Origin of the sequence: Streptomyces sp. Ag109_G2-15 (assembly GCF_900215565.1) — a bacterium.
In the GTDB taxonomy this organism is placed as follows: domain Bacteria; phylum Actinomycetota; class Actinomycetes; order Streptomycetales; family Streptomycetaceae; genus Streptomyces; species Streptomyces diastatochromogenes.
The window spans coordinates 5,176,545-5,191,699 of record NZ_OCNI01000001.1 but is presented as its reverse complement, the minus strand read 5'-3'; the positions used below and the strand labels follow the sequence as shown (position 1 = coordinate 5,191,699).

Genomic DNA, 15,155 nt, shown 5'->3' with positions numbered 1-15,155 from the left:
CTGCTGGGCGCAGGAACCGTTACCTGACATGGGGGTCGTCATGCAGCACGAGGCGCACGCAGCACACCACGAGCACGAGGCACACGCACACCACGAGCACGAGCACGAGGCACACGCGCACCATCACGCACCCGCCGCCACCTGGTCCGTGGCCGCCCGGGCCACCCTGCACTGCCTCACCGGCTGCGCCATCGGCGAGGTGCTGGGCATGGTCGTCGGCACGGCGTTCGGGTGGGGCAACCTGCCGACCATGCTGCTGGCGATCGTCCTGGCCTTCTTCTTCGGCTACTCGCTCACCCTGCGCGGCGTCCTGCACGCCGGGGTCGACTTCCGTACGGCCCTGCGGGTGGCGCTGGCCGCGGACACCCTGTCCATCGTGGTGATGGAGCTGATCGACAACGGGGTGATCCTGGTCTGGCCGTCCGCGATGGACGCCACGCTGGGCGACGCGCTGTTCTGGGTCTCGCTGGTGATCTCGCTCGTGATCGCCTTCGTGGTGACCACGCCGGTCAACAAGTGGACGATCGGCCGCGGCAAGGGCCACGCGGTGGTGCACCAGTACCACCACTGACCGGCCCACCAGGAGAGGTCAGAGCTCGGGGCCGTCCCCGGGCCCTTCCTGGTAGGAGTAGCGCTGCTCCTTCCAGGGGTCGCCGATGTTGTGGTAGCCGCGCTCCTCCCAGAAGCCGCGGCGGTCGGCGGTCATGTACTCCACACCCCGCACCCACTTGGGGCCCTTCCAGGCGTACAGGTGGGGGACGATCAGGCGGACCGGGAAGCCGTGCTCGGCGGTGAGGAGTTCGCCGTCCTTGTGGGTGGCGAAGATCGTGCGGTCGGAGGCGAAGTCCGCCAGGCGCAGGTTCGAGCTGAATCCGTACTCCGCCCAGACCATCACATGGGTGACGTCCGGCGCCGGCGGGGCGAGGTCCAGGATCGCGCGGGCCGGGACACCGCCCCACTCCGCGCCGACCATGCTGAACTTCGTCACGCAGTGCAGATCGGCGACCACGGTGGTGTACGGCAGGGCCGTGAACTCCTCATGGTTCCAGGTGCGCTTGTCGCCGTCGGCGGTGGACCCGAAGACCCGGAACTCCCAGCGCTCGGGCCGGAACTTCGGCACCGGCCCGTAGTGCGTGACCGGCCAGCCACGCTGGAGTCGCTGCCCCGGCGGAAGCTCGGACCCTGCCGTTGCTCCAGATTCGCGCTCCACCGGATGACCCATGTCTCCATCCTGACAGACCTCGGGCAGTGCCCTTGACCACCCATGAGCAAATCGGACAACTGCTATCAACTCAGCGTGTACTTACTAAGTACGCACTTACTGGACGATCTTCACTCACGGTGCAATCATGCGGCCGCACACCTCACCCGTCCCCCGTGTGGAAGGAGCCGCTGCGATGCAGGGCGACCCCGAGGTCATCGAGTTCCTCAACGAGCAGCTCACCGGCGAGCTGACCGCGATCAACCAGTACTTCCTGCACGCGAAGATGCAGGAGAACTTCGGCTGGACGAAGCTCGCCAAGTACACGCGGCACGAGTCGTTCGACGAGATGAAGCACGCCGAGGTGCTGACCGACCGGATCCTGTTCCTGGAGGGGCTGCCCAACTACCAGCGGCTGTTCCATGTGCGGGTGGGCCAGACCGTCAAGGAGATGTTCGAGGCCGACCGGCAGATCGAGGTGGAGGCGATCGACCGGCTCAAGCGGGGCATCAAGGTGATGCGCGAGAAGGGCGACATCACGTCGGCGAACATCTTCGAGGACATCCTCGCCGACGAGGAGCACCACATCGACTACCTCGACACCCAGCTGGAGCTGGTGGAGAAGCTCGGCGAGGCGCTGTACATCGCCCAGGTGATCGAACAGCCGGAGAGCTAGCCGAGAGCTAGGCCGCCTCGTCCAGGCCGACAGGGCCGGACAGCTCCGCCAGCATCGGCTTGCCCTGGTCGGCCAGCTCACGGCGCGGGCAGGCGCCGCGGCCGAGGATCGCCTGGATACGCCGTACGCACGAGCCGCAGTCCGTGCCCGCCTTGCAGGCGGAGGCTATCTGCCGGGGGGTGCAGGCGCCGTCCTCCGCGTGCTGCTTGACCTGGGCCTCGGTGATGCCGAAGCAGCTGCAGACGTACACGCGGATTCACCTCCCGACGGGATTGATAGGTAGTGCCGTCCCGCTTGATCGGTGAGGCTTACCTAACCTTACCCGCCATGTCGAACCCGCAAAAGTGCCAAGGGGCGCGGATCGGGTGTGATCCGCGCCCCAACGCACCTACCGGTCTTTCGCGATCACTGGTCCCGGTACATCTCGGCGACCAGGAACGCCAGGTCCAGGGACTGGCTGCGGTTCAGGCGGGGGTCGCAGGCCGTCTCGTAGCGCTGGTGGAGGTCGTCGACGAAGATCTCGTCGCCGCCGCCCACGCACTCGGTGACGTCGTCGCCGGTCAGCTCGACGTGGATGCCGCCCGGGTGGGTGCCGAGGGCCTTGTGGACCTCGAAGAAGCCCTTGACCTCGTCGAGCACGTCGTCGAAGCGCCGGGTCTTGTGCCCGGAGGCCGCCTCGAAGGTGTTGCCGTGCATCGGGTCGGTCACCCAGGCCACGGTCGCGCCCGAGGCGGTGACCTTCTCGACCAGCTCGGGCAGCTTGTCGCGGACCTTGTCGGCGCCCATACGGACGATGAAGGTCAGCCGGCCCGGCTCCCGGTCGGGGTCGAGGCGCTCGATGTACTGCAGCGCCTCCTCGGCCGTGGTGGTCGGGCCGAGCTTGATGCCGATCGGGTTGCGGATCTTCGAGGCGAACTCGATGTGCGCGTGGTCCAGCTGCCGGGTGCGCTCACCGATCCACACCATGTGCGCGGAGACGTCGTACAGCCGGCCGGTGCGCGAGTCCACGCGGGTCAGCGCCGACTCGTAGTCGAGCAGCAGCGCCTCGTGCGAGGAGTAGAACTCGACGGTCTTGAACTCCTCCGGGTCCGTGCCACAGGCCCGCATGAAGTTCAGCGCGTTGTCGATCTCGCGGGCGAGCTGCTCGTAGCGCTGACCGGACGGGGACGACTTCACGAAGTCCTGGTTCCAGGCGTGCACCTGGCGCAGGTCGGCGTAGCCGCCGGTGGTGAAGGCGCGCACCAGGTTCAGCGTCGAGGCGGACGCGTTGTACATCCGCTTCAGGCGCTCGGGGTCCGGGACGCGGGCGGCCTCGTTGAAGTCGAAGCCGTTGACCGAGTCACCGCGGTACGTCGGCAGGGTCACGCCGTCGCGGGTCTCGGTGCCCTTGGAGCGCGGCTTGGAGTACTGGCCGGCGATGCGGCCCACCTTCACCACGGGCACCGAGGCCGCGTAGGTCAGGACGGCGCCCATCTGGAGCAGCGTCTTGAGCTTGTTGCGGATGTGATCGGCGGACACCGCGTCGAAGGCCTCGGCGCAGTCGCCGCCCTGGAGAAGGAACGCCTCTCCCTTGGCGACGGCCGCCATCCGGGCGCGCAGCTGGTCGCACTCGCCCGCGAAGACGAGCGGCGGATACGACTCGAGGTCCGCGATCACTGCGCGCAGAGCCTCGGGGTCGGGGTACTCGGGCTGCTGCGCCGCGGGCAGGTTTCGCCAGGTGTTGCCAGCGCTCGGGCTGGTCTTAGCGTTCACGGTCACCTCGTAAACATTACGGGGTCGTGTCGCCATATTTTCCTCCGGCTCGACTGGTGAGACGGAGTGACTGCCACATGGACGGCACGGCCGTGCGGTAGGGTTCCTCGCATGTTCGCGCTTTCGAACCAGAACTGGTGGTGGACCGCTCATCCGGCGGCCCACTGACTGCGCGTACGCAAGACTTCGCGAAGGCCGCCCGAGGGGCGGCCTTCGGTGTTTCCGGGGTCGTTCCTCTCCATCGAGAAGGATCACCCATGGATCTCCAGAACCTCTTGCACGACCCCCGTCCCTTCGCCCTGCTCCGCCGTCGCACCCCGGGTCGCGACGAGCACACGGTGGAGGTGCTGATCGGCCCCGTCTCCTCCCGTGACCGCCTCGCCGACCTGCCCGACGAGGGGCTCGCGCTGGTGCCGTTCCGGCAGATCCGCGAGCGCGGCTTCGACGTCCGCGACGACGGCACGCCGCTGCTGGTGCTGACGCCCGAGGAGTCGTACGAGATCCCGCTCGCCGACGCCCTCCGGTCGCTGCCGGGCCACGAGGTACGGGTCGAGGGCGGGGGCTTCGACGTCGGCGACGAGGCGTACGGCGAGATCGTCGGGCGGGTGCTGCGCGAGGAGATCGGCCGGGGCGAGGGCGCGAACTTCGTGATCCGAAGGACGTACGAGGGTCAGATCCCGGGGTTCGGGCGGGCCGACGCGCTGGCGCTGTTCCGGCGGCTGCTGGAGGGCGAGCGGGGCGCGTACTGGACGTTCGTCGTGCACACCGGGGAACGCACGCTGGTCGGAGCCAGTCCCGAGGTGCATGTGCGGATGTCGGGCGGGACCGTCGTCATGAACCCGATCAGCGGGACGTACCGCTATCCGGCCGAGGGGCCGACGCCGGAACATCTGCTGGACTTCCTCGCCGACGGCAAGGAGATCGAGGAGCTGTCCATGGTCGTCGACGAGGAACTGAAGATGATGTGCACCGTCGGCGACATGGGCGGGGTGGTCGTCGGCCCGCGTCTGAAGGAGATGGCGCACCTCGCGCACACCGAGTACGAGCTGCGCGGCAAGTCCTCCCTGGACGCGCGGGAGGTCCTGAAGGAGACCATGTTCGCGGCGACGGTCACCGGGTCGCCGGTGCAGAACGCGTGCCGGGTGATCGAGCGGCACGAGGTCGGGGGGCGCGGTTACTACGCGGGTGCGCTGGCGCTGCTCGGCCGGTACGCGGGTGGCGGGCGGGAAGGATCTGTGGGTGCCCAGACGCTGGACTCCCCCATCCTGATCCGCACCGCCGACATCGATGCGGACGGCCGGCTGCGCGTCCCGGTCGGCGCGACGCTGGTGCGCGGCTCGGACCCGGCGGGCGAGGTGGCGGAGACGCACGCGAAGGCGGCGGGCGTGCTGGCGGCCCTGGGGGTACGGCCGTCCCGGCCGCGCGCGGAGCGGGAGCGGCCCAGGCTGGCCGACGATCCCCGGGTGCGGGCCGCGCTGGACGGGCGCCGCTCCTCACTGGCGCCGTTCTGGCTGCGGATGCAGGAGCGGTCCCAGTCCCTTCAGGGGCACGCCCTGGTCGTCGACGGTGAGGACACCTTCACGGCGATGCTCGCGCATGTGCTGCGGTCGAGCGGGCTGGACGTCACCGTCCGGCGGTTCGACGAGCCCGGGCTGCGGGAGGCCGTGCTCGCGCACGAGGGGCCGGTCGTCCTCGGTCCCGGCCCGGGTGACCCCGGCGACCTGGACGATCCCAAGATGCGCGTCCTGCGGGCCCTGACCGCCGAGGTGATCCGGGAGCACCGGCACGGTGTCCTCGGGGTCTGCCTCGGGCACGAGCTGATCGCGGCGGAGCTGGGCCTGGAGATCGTACGGAAGGAAGTGCCGTACCAGGGTGCGCAGACGGAGATCGACCTGTTCGGGCGGAGCGAGACCGTCGGCTTCTACAACAGCTTCGTGGCGCGCTGCGACGACGAGGCGGCGCGCGAACTGGCCGCGCACGAGGTCGAGGTGAGCCGGGCCGCGAACGGCGAGGTGCACGCGATCCGGGGCCCCGGGTTCGGCGGGGTGCAGTTCCACCCGGAGTCGGTGCTGACGCTGGACGGGGCGGCGATCGTGCGGGAGCTGGTTGCCCAGCTGCGCCGCACGACCGTGCAGCCGTCGTAGCCGTCAAGGGCTGCCGTCAGCCGAAGAACACCCCGACCTCCTCGTACAGCTTCGGGTCCACCGTCTTCAGCTTGGCGGTGGCCTCGGCGATCGGGACGCGGACGATGTCGGTGCCGCGCAGGGCGACCATCTTGCCGAAGTCGCCCTCGCGGACGCAGTCGATGGCGTGCAGACCGAAGCGGGTGGCGAGCCAGCGGTCGAAGGCGCTCGGGGTGCCGCCGCGCTGGATGTGCCCGAGGACCGTGGTGCGGGCCTCCTTGCCGGTGCGCTTCTCGATCTCCTTGGCCAGCCACTCGCCGACGCCGGAGAGGCGCACGTGCCCGAAGGAGTCCAGCGACTCGTCCTTGAGGACCATGTCGCCGTCCTTCGGCATGGCGCCCTCGGCGACGACGACGATCGGGGCGTACGAGGCCTTGAAGCGGGAGGTGATCCAGGCGCACACCTGGTCGAGGTCGAAGCGCTGTTCCGGGATGAGGATGACGTTGGCGCCGCCGGCCAGGCCGGAGTGGAGGGCGATCCAGCCGGCGTGGCGGCCCATCACCTCGCAGACGAGGACCCGCATATGGGACTCGGCGGTGGTGTGCAGGCGGTCGATGGCCTCGGTGGCGATGCCGACCGCGGTGTCGAAACCGAAGGTGTAGTCGGTGGCGGACAGGTCGTTGTCGATGGTCTTGGGCACGCCGACGACGGGGACGCCGTACTCGTCGGTGAGGCGCGCGGCCACCCCGAGCGTGTCCTCGCCGCCGATCGCGATGAGGGCCCCGACCTCCAGCTTGGCCAGGTTCTCCTTGATACGGCGGATGCCGTTCTCCTGCTTGAGGGGGTTGGTCCGCGAGGAGCCGAGAATAGTGCCGCCGCGGGGCAGGATGCCGCGCACCGCGGGGATGTCGAGGCGGACGGTGTCGCCTTCGAGAGGTCCGCGCCAGCCGTCCCGGAAGCCGACGAAGTCGTATCCGTACTCCTGTACGCCCTTGCGGACGACGCCCCGGATGACGGCGTTGAGCCCGGGGCAGTCGCCGCCTCCGGTCAGTACTCCGACCCGCATGGAAATGTCCCTTCGCCGCAGTTGCCTGACGCTCAGTCACGGTAAGGGTGATTCACGTCACACAGGGAGAGGCGGGAAGGGTGATTCCGGTGAATTGTCAGGAGGCTGCTTGACCAGGCGGTTTCACTCGTCGTCGAGCCCGCGCTCTATGGCGTACCGCACCAACTCCACCCTGTTGTGCAGCTGGAGCTTGCCGAGGGTGTTCTGGACGTGGTTCTGGACCGTGCGGTGGGAGATGACGAGGCGTTCGGCGATCTGCTTGTAGCTCAGGCCCTTGGCGACCAGCCGCAGCACCTCCGTCTCCCGCTCGGTCAGCCGGGGCGCCCCAGGCTCGTCGGCGTCGGGGGCCGGTGCGGGCTCGGAGGCGAGGCGCCGGTACTCGCCGAGGACCAGTCCGGCGAGGCCCGGTGTGAACACCGGGTCGCCGACGGCGGTACGGCGCACCGCGTCCAGGAGTTCCTCGGTGGAGGCCGACTTGAGCAGGTAGCCGGTCGCGCCGGACTTCACGGCCTCCAGCACGTCGGCGTGCTCACCGCTCGCGGACAGGACGAGGACGCGCAGGGCGGGGTTGTGGCCGACGAGTTCCTTGCACACCTGGACGCCGGGCTTGGCGGGCAGGTTGAGGTCCAGCACGAGGACGTCGGGGGCGGCGGCCTTGGCGCGGCGGACCGCCTGCTCGCCGTCGCCGGCGGTGGCGACCACCTCGAAGCCGGACTCGCTCAGGTCCCGGGCTACCGCGTCGCGCCACATGGGGTGGTCGTCGACCACCATGACCTTGATCCGGTCCTGCCGCTCGCTCATCGCTTCCCCGCCTTGTGCCGTGAGACCTTCGGTACCTTCAGTTCGACCTCCGTGCCCTGCCCGGGGACGGAGAGCAGCTCGGCGCTGCCGCCGAGGTCGCGCAGCCGGCCCCGGATCGACTGGGCCACGCCCAGCCGGCCCTCGCCCTCGGCCTGGGCGAGCCGGCCCTCGGGGATGCCGGGGCCGTCGTCCCGTACGGTGACGACGATCTCGTCGGGCTCGTCCTCGACCAGGATCCAGGCCCGGGCGTCCGCACCGGCGTGCCGGCGCACATTGTCCAGAGCGGCCCCGACCGCCGAGGCCAGCTCCCGCGCCGCCGCCCGCGGCAGCGGCACCGGGGCGCCGGGCTCGGCGAGGCTGACCCGGGCGCCGGCGTAGGGGGCGAGCAGGGTGCGCAGGTCGACGGGGCCGTCGTCGTACCGTTCGTCGTCCGGTTCCTCGACCGCGCGGACGACGGCTCCGGCGGCCGCGTCCTCCGACACCCGGGAGACCGGCAGCAGCCCGCCGGAGACCAGCGTGCGCAGCGCCACCTCCTGCTCCCCCGCGAGGCGCCCGAGTTCGGCCGCCTCGCCGCCGATGACCGCGCCGCGCCGCTGCACCATCGCCAGCACCTGGAGCACGCTGTCGTGGATGTCCCGGGCGAGGCGCTCCCGCTCCCGGGTCGCGGCCTCGATCTCCAGGGCGCGGGCGAGGGTGCGCTCGGAGGCGCGGGCGACCTCGACGACGTAGCCGATGGCGATGGAGGCGACCCAGACCAGGATCACGTTGTGCACGGTGTCCCGGGCCGGGGTGCCGCGCTCGACCAGGTTGACGACGGCGACGGCCGTGGAAGCCACGGCGGCCCAGCGCCAGCCGCCCTTGATGGCGAAGGCCAGCACGGAGCCTGCGGTCCATATCGACGGCAGCGTCGGGCCGCCGCCCGCGATCCGCTCGTGGCTGTCGGCGAGCGGGGTGAGCATGATGCCGGTGAGGGCGATGGTCAGGTCGGCGGCCAGGAAGCGCTTGGTGCAGCTCGCCGCGTTGGCCACCTTGGGCAGGGTGGCCAGGGTCCAGCTGACCAGGACCGCGTAGTAGGCGACGGCGACCCAGGGGCGTACGAAATGGTCGTACGCCGTGGCGCAGAGGCCGATGGCGTACAGCATCGTCAGCACGCGGTAGCCGGCGAGCGCACGCCACAACGGCAGCTCGACCGACATCCGCATGACCCGCTCGCGCTTCGGCATGACCCCCCGATCCCCCGACTTCCCCCAGCCTCCCCTAGACCTGCTTCTTCTCCGCCTTCTCCGCGTCCTTGGCCGCCTTCGCCGCGTCCGCGATCTGCCGCTTGGCGGCGGTCGCGTACATGTCGACGTACTCCTGGCCGGAGAGCTTCATGATCTCGTACATGACCTCGTCGGTCACCGCGCGCAGGACGAAGCGGTCGTGCTCCATGCCGTGGTACCGGCTGAAGTCCAGCGGCTTGCCGATGCGGATGCCCGGACGCATCAGCTTCGGCATCACCTTGCCGGGCGGCTGGATCTTCTCGGTGTCGATCATCGCGACGGGGATGACCGGCGCGCCGGTGGCGAGCGCCACGCGCGCGAGGCCGCCGGGCTTGCCCCGGTACAGCCGCCCGTCGGGCGAACGGGTGCCCTCCGGGTAGATGCCGAACAGCTCGCCGCGCTCCAGCACCTCTATGCCGCTCTTGATCGCGGCCTCGCCGGCACCGCGCGCCCCGGAGCGGTCCACCGGGAGCTGTCCGACCCCCTTGAAGAAGGCCGCCGTCAGACGGCCCTTCACGCCCGGGGTGGTGAAGTACTCGGCCTTCGCGATGAAGGTGACCTTGCGGTCGAGGACCGCGGGCAGGAAGAACGAGTCCGAGAAGGACAGGTGATTGCTCGCCAGAATCGCGGCACCTTCGTCCGGAATGTTCTCCAGACCCTCCACCCAGGGCCTGAAGGCGACCTTCAGCGGTCCTCCGATGGCGACCTTCATAGTGCCGTACAACACCCGCGTGCCTCCTGTTTCCGTCGGTCAGACCTTATCCCGGAGTGCCGACAATGGGCCCGACGACCCTGGTCGGTGTCAGTGCGGTCGCGTACGGTGAAGCACATCCGCCAGTTCTTCACGCCTCTCTCAGGAACAGGAGCCCGAAAGGTGCCGGTTCTCCCCGGAGCCGAGCCGTACCGCCACGAGGGCGGGGAGGTGGGTGTTCTCCTCTGCCACGGCTTCACCGGCTCGCCCCAGTCGCTGCGCCCCTGGGCGGAGCACCACGCGGCGCACGGCCTGACCGTGTCGCTGCCGTTGCTGCCCGGGCACGGCACGCGTTGGGAGGACATGCAGGTCACGGGCTGGCAGGACTGGTACGCGGAGGTGGACCGCGAGCTGCGGCTGCTCTCCGAGCGCTGCTCCCGGGTGTTCGTCGCGGGCCTGTCGATGGGCGGGGCGCTGGCGCTGCGGCTGGCGGCCAAGGAGGGCGAGCGGGTGCAGGGCGTCGTACTTGTCAACCCGGCGAACCGGGTGCACGGCCTGTCGGCGTACGCCCTTCCGGTGGCCCGGCACCTGGTGCGGACGACGAAGGGCATCGCCAGCGACATCGCCAAGGGCGGCGCGGCGCTGCTGGGTTACGACAGGGTGCCGCTGCACCCGGCGCACTCCCTGCGGGTGTTCCTGCGCCGGCTGGACGGCGAGCTGCCCCAGGTGACCCAGCCGTTGCTGCTGCTGCGCAGCGCCCAGGACCATGTGGTCCCGGCGGCCGACTCGGCCCGGGTGCTGAGCCGGGTGTCCTCCCTGGACGTAACGGAGGTCGTGCTGGAACAGAGTTACCACGTGGCGACGTTGGACCACGATGCGGACCGGATCTTCGAGGAGAGCCTCGCCTTCATCGGCCGGCTCGCACCCAGTGTCGGCAAGGAAGGGACGGCCGCAGTTGGCTGAGCACGACTCCGACCGCGAGGACCGCGAGCCGGAAGAGAAGGGCGTGCCCTTCGACGAGGAGGCCGCCTGGCGGGCGATCGTCGCAGGGTACGGCGAGGAGCCGAAGGACCCGCCGGGTAGCAGGCCCTTCAAGCCGGTCGAGGATCTCGCGCTGCCCGAAATGCCCCCGAGGGCGACGGTACCGAGGAGCCGCGGCCCGCCAAGCCGCTGGGCAGCTCGATCTCGTTCGCGCCCGGCGTGGGCCCACGTGACTACACCGCGCCGGAGCCGTCCGAGGACGACTTCGACGAGGACGACGAGGGCCACTTCGTACCGCCCGAGCCGCCGCCGCTGCCGACCGCCGACACGACCGCGAAGTTCGCCTGGCTCGGGGTGGTCGGCGGCCCGATCCTGCTCCTGGTGGCCGTGCTGCTCGGCTGGGAGATGACCTGGTGGCTGACGACCGCCGGCGTCGGCGGGTTCCTGGGCGGCTTCGCCACGCTGGTGATGCGGATGCGGACGGACGACGACGAGGACGACGGCCCGGGGCGCGGAGCCGTGGTCTGACGCGCGCCACCACACCGACGCGCGTTACGACGCCGGGATCTTGAGGGCGGCCAGGACCGGGAGATGGTCCGTGGCCGCCCTCAGGTCTGCCTCGGTGATCCCCGGCTGGTTCAGGGGCACCCCGCAGCCGAGCACCTCGATGCCCTTGGTGGCGAAGACGGCGTCGATGCGCTGGTGGGGGTTTGCGGGGGTCGAGGTGAATTCGCCGCCCCAGGGGGCGGTGGTCCGGCAGTCCTGGAGGGCGGCGGCGAGGTGGCGGAAGGAGGGGCCGTCGGGGCGCTCGTTGAGGTCGCCGCCCGCGACGGCGTGCTCCACGCCCAGGTGGGCGAGCCGGTCGAGGAGCAGGCCGGCCTGCTCGTAGCGCTCGTCCTTCTGCAGGCTCAGGTGACAGCTGATGACGCCGAGGCGGGCCCGGCCGAACCGTACGACGGCGGTGGCGAGGCCGCGCCTGTGGAGGCCGGGGGTGAGCGGGAGGAGTACGTCTTCCGTCCGCTCGACGGTGGCTCGCAGGTTGCACAGAATCGCCGGTCCCGCCGCCGTCGCTCCGCCGGTGAGGATGACCTGGCCGGAGGCTGCTGCGAGGCGGGCCAGCTTCTTGCGCCAGCGGAAGAAGCGGGGGGCTTCCTGGACGAGGACCAGGTCGGGGGCGCAGGCGGTGATCACCCGGGCGAGGGCGTCGGTGTCGTCGCGCAGGGAGCGGATGTTGTAGCCGAGGACCCGGATGACGGCGGAACCGTCAGGTTCCGTACGGGAGTTGGGAAGCAGCATGACGATCAACATACGACGATGCCCGCCGTCCCGGGACCGGACGCGGCGGGCACTGTCGTACAGGGGGCTCACTACATGATCGGGTCGGGCTCCCGGGCCAGGTCGGCCGCGCCCACCAGGCCGGCCTTGTTGCCCAGCTGGGCGGCGATCACGTCGGCGACGGGGCGCCAGTTGCCGCCGACCAGCCAGCGCTTGTAGGACTTGCGGATCGGGTCGAGGACCAGCTCGCCCTCGTCGGAGAGGCCGCCGCCGACGATGAAGGCGGAGGGGTCGAAGAGGGAGGCGAGGTCGGCGAGGCCGGCGCCGGCCCAGCGGGCCAGCTCGCGGTAGGAGTCGACGGCGACCGGGTCGCCCTGACGGGCGGCCATGGAGATGTGCTTGCCCTCGATGCCCTCGGGGGTGCCGTCGCCGAGGCCGAGCAGGATCTCGGCGTTCTCGGGGGTGGCGTTGGCGCGCTGCTTGGCGTAGCGGACCAGGGCGCGGCCCGAGGCGTACTGCTCCCAGCAGCCCTGCGAGCCGCAGCCGCACAGCAGGCCGTCCGGCACCATCCGGATGTGGCCGAACTCGGCGGCCACGCCGAAGTGGCCGCGGCGCAGCTTGTTGCCGATGATGATGCCGCCGCCGAGGCCGGTGCCGAGCGTGATGCAGATGACGTTGCGGTGGCCCTTGCCGGCGCCGAACTTGTACTCGCCCCAGGCGGCGGCGTTGGCGTCGTTCTCGACCACGACCGGGAGGCCGGTGCGGGCCTCGACCTCCTGCTTCAGCGGCTCGTTGCGCCAGTCGATGTTGGGGGCGAAGTACACCGTGGAGCGCTGCCGGTTGACGTAACCGGCCGCACCGATGCCCACGCCGACGATCTCGTGCCCGGCGCGCGCGCCCTCGACGGCGGAGGCGATGGCGTCCACGATCGCCTCGGGCGTGCCCGGGGTCGGCACCTTGTAGGTCGAGAGGATGTTGCCTTCCTCATCGACCACGCCGGCCGCGATCTTCGTGCCGCCGATGTCGACGCCGATGGTGAGTCCCATGAATCCCTCAGTTTCGGTCGAGCCCCGCTACGGCCAACCGTACCCGAGGCCCTGCCGTGGGAGGGCTTCAGTCCAGGTCGATGCGCTCCCCCGGACCGGTGCCCTCGCCCCGGTCGCGGCGGTCGGTCCTGTCGTCCTTCAGGTCGTCCGCGCCGGTGGTCCAGCGGTGCTCCTGGGCCTGGACCGCGGAGCGGTAGGCGGCCAGCAGTTCGTTGCCGGCCGCGGCGAGGTGGTCGAAGACCTCCGGGTTGCGCTCGATGACGGGCTCGACGGCGGCCTTCGCCTGCTGGACGACCTGGCGCACCACCTGCTGGGCCGCTGGTCCGGCGACGGCTCCGAGGAGCGGGGACTGGAGGCCGGACAGCTTGTCGGCCACCGTGTCCACGAGCCTGCGCAGTTCCTCGGCGGCGGAGCCCGGGGGCGGGCCCTGCTCGGCGCGGCGGCGGGCCTTCTCGGCGGCGAGGTCCTCGGCGCAGGCCGTGGCCCAGGCGTCGGCGTCGGTCGCCCGCTCCTCCTGGACCTCCTCGGCGGGGTCGGGTACGGGGCGCTCATCGCTCATGGCGGACTCCTGACTACGGTTCGCCCCTACGACGTTACCCGAATGGGCGTGCGGCGTTCAGCGTCCGACGGCGGGCCACAGGTCGGGATCGGGGGTGAAGCGGATGCGCAGCTCACCCTCGCGCAGGGCGGCCCCGGCAACGGTGCAGCGGCGCAGGGCGGAGGGAAGCGGAACGATCCGCCGGAACGGGCCCGCGGTGATCACGAGTTCGTCGCCGCGCCGGATCAGGTCCAGCTCGTCCCGTATCGCGCCGGGCAGCGGGATGTGCCACACGAGGACGCCGTCCTCGGCGAGGCAGTCGGCGACGGGCCACTCGGCCGGGGCGGACACGGGGGTGACGCCGGGGACGGCGAGGGCGTGCAGATCGTCGGTGCCGTGGGGGTCGCGGCCGAGGTGGGGGACGGTGTGGAGGTTGTACGGCTCGGCCCACTCGGCCAGGGCCTTGCGCTGCTGGGCGAGGAGGCCGGCGAGCCAGGTGTCGGGGGCGGTCTCGGGCAGGACGCGGTTGGCGATCAGGGCCTCGGTGCGCAGGCCGCGCAGGGCGAGGCCGAGGGTCGCCGCGTGTACGGCGTCGGCGCCGGCGGGGCCGGGCTCGGCGACCAGGCGTACGGCGGTGTGCCGGTCGGTGAGGACCGCCTCGACGGCCGCCAGTTCGACGTCCCAGCGGGCCGCCGTCTCGTACAGCCACTCGGCGGGCATGGGGACGCCGGCCAGCCGGCCGAGGACCGGGCGCAGGGCGCGGGCCGCCTGCCGCTCGGGCGGGAGCAGGCGGCGCAGGTAGCGGCGCAGCTCCTCCGGGAGGGCGAGCAGGGGGAGGGCCTGCGGGAGGGCCGGCAGGTCGACGACGAGGAGGTCGTAGCGCTCGGAGAGGGCGGCGTCCCTGAGGGCGCGCAGGAAGGACAGCTCCTCGGCACCGGGCAGCGGGGTGACCTCCTCACCGTCCAGCCGGGCTGCGCCGAGGAGGTCCAGGACGTTCGCTGCGCGGGTCTGGAAGGCGGTGAGGTCCTGCCGGAAGCGGTCGACCGCGTCGGGCCTCCACACGGTGAGGAACGGGGCCACCTCGGTCGGGGTCGGTCCTGTTCCGGTGCCCAGCGCCACGCCCAGGGTGTCGGTGTGATCCGAGCTGAGCAGGAGCGTGCGGGTGCCTTCGCCTGCGGCGCGCTGTGCGGTGGCGGCAGCGATGGTCGTACGACCGCTGCCGCCCGGGCCCGTGATCAGGATGGTGCGCATGAGGGTGAACGGTAACGGTTGGCAGGGCCCGCGGCGGCGGTGGGAAGACTCAGCTTCCCGACTCGACGCGCTTCTTCAGGCCCGCCAGGGCTCGGTCGATGATGACCTTCTCCGCCTTGCGCTTGATCATGCCGAGCATGGGGATCTTGACGTCCACCGTGAGCTGGTAGGTGACCTCGGTGGCGCCCGTGCCGGCCGGCTTGAGGAGGTAGGAGCCGTCCAGCGAGCGCAGCATCTGGGACTTGACCAGCGTCCAGGAGACCTCGTTCGCCCCGGTCCAGGTGTAGCCCAGGGTCTGGTCGTCCTTGATGGCCCCGGCGTCCATGACGAGGCGGACCTGCTCGGCGCGGCCCTGGTCGTCGGTCTTGAGGACCTCCGCCTCCTTGACCTCGCCGGTCCAGTCCGGGTAGCGCGCGAAGTCGGCGATGACCGCCATGACGTCGGCCGGAGCCGCCTCGATCGTGATGCTCGAACTGGTGTGTTCCGCCATCG

Annotated in this window: 17 protein-coding genes and 1 pseudogene; 6 read left to right on the top strand and 12 right to left on the bottom strand. The window is 71.0% G+C overall.

Annotation, left to right across the window (positions count from 1 at the left end; translation table 11 throughout):
* Window positions 1-40: 40 nt before the first annotated feature.
* Window positions 41-571, top strand: a complete 531-nt coding sequence (locus CRP49_RS23300) for a DUF4396 domain-containing protein (protein WP_097257499.1) — start codon at window positions 41-43, stop codon at window positions 569-571.
* A gap of 18 nt (window positions 572-589) precedes the next feature.
* Here the strand turns inward: CRP49_RS23300 and CRP49_RS23295 are convergent, their stop codons facing one another.
* Entirely contained in the window at window positions 590-1,222 is a 633-nt protein-coding gene (locus CRP49_RS23295; protein ID WP_097255144.1) for a sulfite oxidase-like oxidoreductase, read from the bottom strand.
* Between the two features lie 175 nt (window positions 1,223-1,397).
* Between CRP49_RS23295 and bfr the strand changes: the two genes are divergently transcribed.
* A complete protein-coding gene (gene bfr / locus CRP49_RS23290) occupies window positions 1,398-1,877 on the top strand; it encodes a bacterioferritin (RefSeq protein WP_097255143.1) in 480 nt (159 codons plus the stop codon).
* Window positions 1,878-1,884: 7 nt separating this feature from the next.
* Here the strand turns inward: bfr and CRP49_RS23285 are convergent, their stop codons facing one another.
* On the bottom strand, window positions 1,885-2,127 hold the full coding sequence (locus tag CRP49_RS23285) for a bacterioferritin-associated ferredoxin (RefSeq protein ID WP_179851729.1): 243 nt from the start codon (window positions 2,125-2,127) through the stop codon (window positions 1,885-1,887).
* Between the two features lie 155 nt (window positions 2,128-2,282).
* Entirely contained in the window at window positions 2,283-3,635 is a 1,353-nt protein-coding gene (locus CRP49_RS23280) for a class II 3-deoxy-7-phosphoheptulonate synthase (protein WP_094220167.1), read from the bottom strand.
* Between the two features lie 105 nt (window positions 3,636-3,740).
* Here CRP49_RS23280 and CRP49_RS49155 point away from each other — a divergent pair, with 105 nt between their 5' ends.
* Both CRP49_RS49155 and CRP49_RS23270 read left to right on the top strand, forming a co-directional pair.
* The gene (locus CRP49_RS49155) at window positions 3,741-3,797 is read left to right on the top strand and encodes a trp operon leader peptide (protein WP_189312748.1); all 57 of its coding nucleotides are present in this window, start codon (window positions 3,741-3,743) and stop codon (window positions 3,795-3,797) included.
* Between the two features lie 89 nt (window positions 3,798-3,886).
* Window positions 3,887-5,773, top strand: a complete 1,887-nt coding sequence (locus CRP49_RS23270; protein WP_097255141.1) for an anthranilate synthase family protein — start codon at window positions 3,887-3,889, stop codon at window positions 5,771-5,773.
* Window positions 5,774-5,789: 16 nt separating this feature from the next.
* Here CRP49_RS23270 and CRP49_RS23265 read toward each other — a convergent pair whose 3' ends face one another.
* From CRP49_RS23265 to CRP49_RS23250, 4 genes are all read right to left on the bottom strand, one after another.
* Complete coding sequence (locus tag CRP49_RS23265) at window positions 5,790-6,818, bottom strand: 6-phosphofructokinase (protein WP_097255140.1); 1,029 nt, start codon at window positions 6,816-6,818, stop codon at window positions 5,790-5,792.
* A 123-nt stretch (window positions 6,819-6,941) separates the two neighbouring features.
* Window positions 6,942-7,619: a response regulator transcription factor gene (locus CRP49_RS23260; protein ID WP_097255139.1), complete on the bottom strand. Its 678-nt coding sequence runs from the start codon at window positions 7,617-7,619 to the stop codon at window positions 6,942-6,944.
* Window positions 7,616-8,842 (bottom strand): MacS family sensor histidine kinase, encoded by a 1,227-nt coding sequence (gene macS / locus CRP49_RS23255; protein WP_097255138.1) that lies wholly within the window; start codon window positions 8,840-8,842, stop codon window positions 7,616-7,618. Before macS ends, CRP49_RS23260 begins: the two co-directional genes overlap by 4 nt.
* Window positions 8,843-8,876: 34 nt before the next feature.
* Entirely contained in the window at window positions 8,877-9,605 is a 729-nt protein-coding gene (locus CRP49_RS23250) for a 1-acyl-sn-glycerol-3-phosphate acyltransferase (RefSeq protein WP_097257498.1), read from the bottom strand.
* A gap of 150 nt (window positions 9,606-9,755) precedes the next feature.
* On the opposite strand from CRP49_RS23250, the gene CRP49_RS23245 reads away from it, so the two are divergent.
* Entirely contained in the window at window positions 9,756-10,535 is a 780-nt protein-coding gene (locus tag CRP49_RS23245; RefSeq protein ID WP_097255137.1) for a carboxylesterase, read from the top strand.
* Window positions 10,528-11,081: pseudogene (locus tag CRP49_RS23240) on the top strand (hypothetical protein). The gene CRP49_RS23245 and the pseudogene CRP49_RS23240 overlap by 8 nt, the downstream one beginning before the upstream one ends.
* 24 nt (window positions 11,082-11,105) lie before the next feature.
* On the opposite strand, the gene CRP49_RS23235 reads toward CRP49_RS23240, so the two are convergent.
* From CRP49_RS23235 to CRP49_RS23215, 5 genes are all read right to left on the bottom strand, one after another.
* Window positions 11,106-11,861 carry an endonuclease/exonuclease/phosphatase family protein gene (locus tag CRP49_RS23235; RefSeq protein ID WP_097255136.1) on the bottom strand — a complete coding sequence of 252 codons (756 nt, stop codon included), beginning with the start codon at window positions 11,859-11,861 and terminating at the stop codon, window positions 11,106-11,108.
* Window positions 11,862-11,920: 59 nt separating this feature from the next.
* Window positions 11,921-12,874, bottom strand: a complete 954-nt coding sequence (locus tag CRP49_RS23230) for an ROK family glucokinase (protein WP_094220158.1) — start codon at window positions 12,872-12,874, stop codon at window positions 11,921-11,923.
* Window positions 12,875-12,941: 67 nt separating this feature from the next.
* Window positions 12,942-13,433, bottom strand: coding sequence for a DUF5304 domain-containing protein (locus CRP49_RS23225; RefSeq protein ID WP_097255135.1), 492 nt, complete (start codon window positions 13,431-13,433; stop codon window positions 12,942-12,944).
* A 57-nt stretch (window positions 13,434-13,490) separates the two neighbouring features.
* Window positions 13,491-14,663, bottom strand: coding sequence for an ArsA family ATPase (locus CRP49_RS23220; protein WP_097255134.1), 1,173 nt, complete (start codon window positions 14,661-14,663; stop codon window positions 13,491-13,493).
* Window positions 14,664-14,712: 49 nt separating this feature from the next.
* Window positions 14,713-15,153: an SRPBCC family protein gene (locus tag CRP49_RS23215; RefSeq protein ID WP_094220155.1), complete on the bottom strand. Its 441-nt coding sequence runs from the start codon at window positions 15,151-15,153 to the stop codon at window positions 14,713-14,715.
* Window positions 15,154-15,155 lie beyond the last annotated feature (2 nt).

Coding starts and splice junctions, on each gene's coding strand:
- CRP49_RS23260 (WP_097255139.1), bottom strand. CDS start 7,619: ATGAGCGAGCGGCAGGACCGGATCAAGGTCATGGTGGTCGACGACCAC.
- CRP49_RS23235 (WP_097255136.1), bottom strand. CDS start 11,861: ATGTTGATCGTCATGCTGCTTCCCAACTCCCGTACGGAACCTGACGGT.
- CRP49_RS23270 (WP_097255141.1), top strand. CDS start 3,887: ATGGATCTCCAGAACCTCTTGCACGACCCCCGTCCCTTCGCCCTGCTC.
- CRP49_RS23230 (WP_094220158.1), bottom strand. CDS start 12,874: ATGGGACTCACCATCGGCGTCGACATCGGCGGCACGAAGATCGCGGCC.
- CRP49_RS23215 (WP_094220155.1), bottom strand. CDS start 15,153: ATGGCGGAACACACCAGTTCGAGCATCACGATCGAGGCGGCTCCGGCC.
- CRP49_RS23300 (WP_097257499.1), top strand. CDS start 41: ATGCAGCACGAGGCGCACGCAGCACACCACGAGCACGAGGCACACGCA.
- CRP49_RS23220 (WP_097255134.1), bottom strand. CDS start 14,663: ATGCGCACCATCCTGATCACGGGCCCGGGCGGCAGCGGTCGTACGACC.
- CRP49_RS23295 (WP_097255144.1), bottom strand. CDS start 1,222: ATGGGTCATCCGGTGGAGCGCGAATCTGGAGCAACGGCAGGGTCCGAG.
- CRP49_RS23225 (WP_097255135.1), bottom strand. CDS start 13,433: ATGAGCGATGAGCGCCCCGTACCCGACCCCGCCGAGGAGGTCCAGGAG.
- macS (WP_097255138.1), bottom strand. CDS start 8,842: ATGCCGAAGCGCGAGCGGGTCATGCGGATGTCGGTCGAGCTGCCGTTG.
- CRP49_RS23265 (WP_097255140.1), bottom strand. CDS start 6,818: ATGCGGGTCGGAGTACTGACCGGAGGCGGCGACTGCCCCGGGCTCAAC.
- bfr (WP_097255143.1), top strand. CDS start 1,398: ATGCAGGGCGACCCCGAGGTCATCGAGTTCCTCAACGAGCAGCTCACC.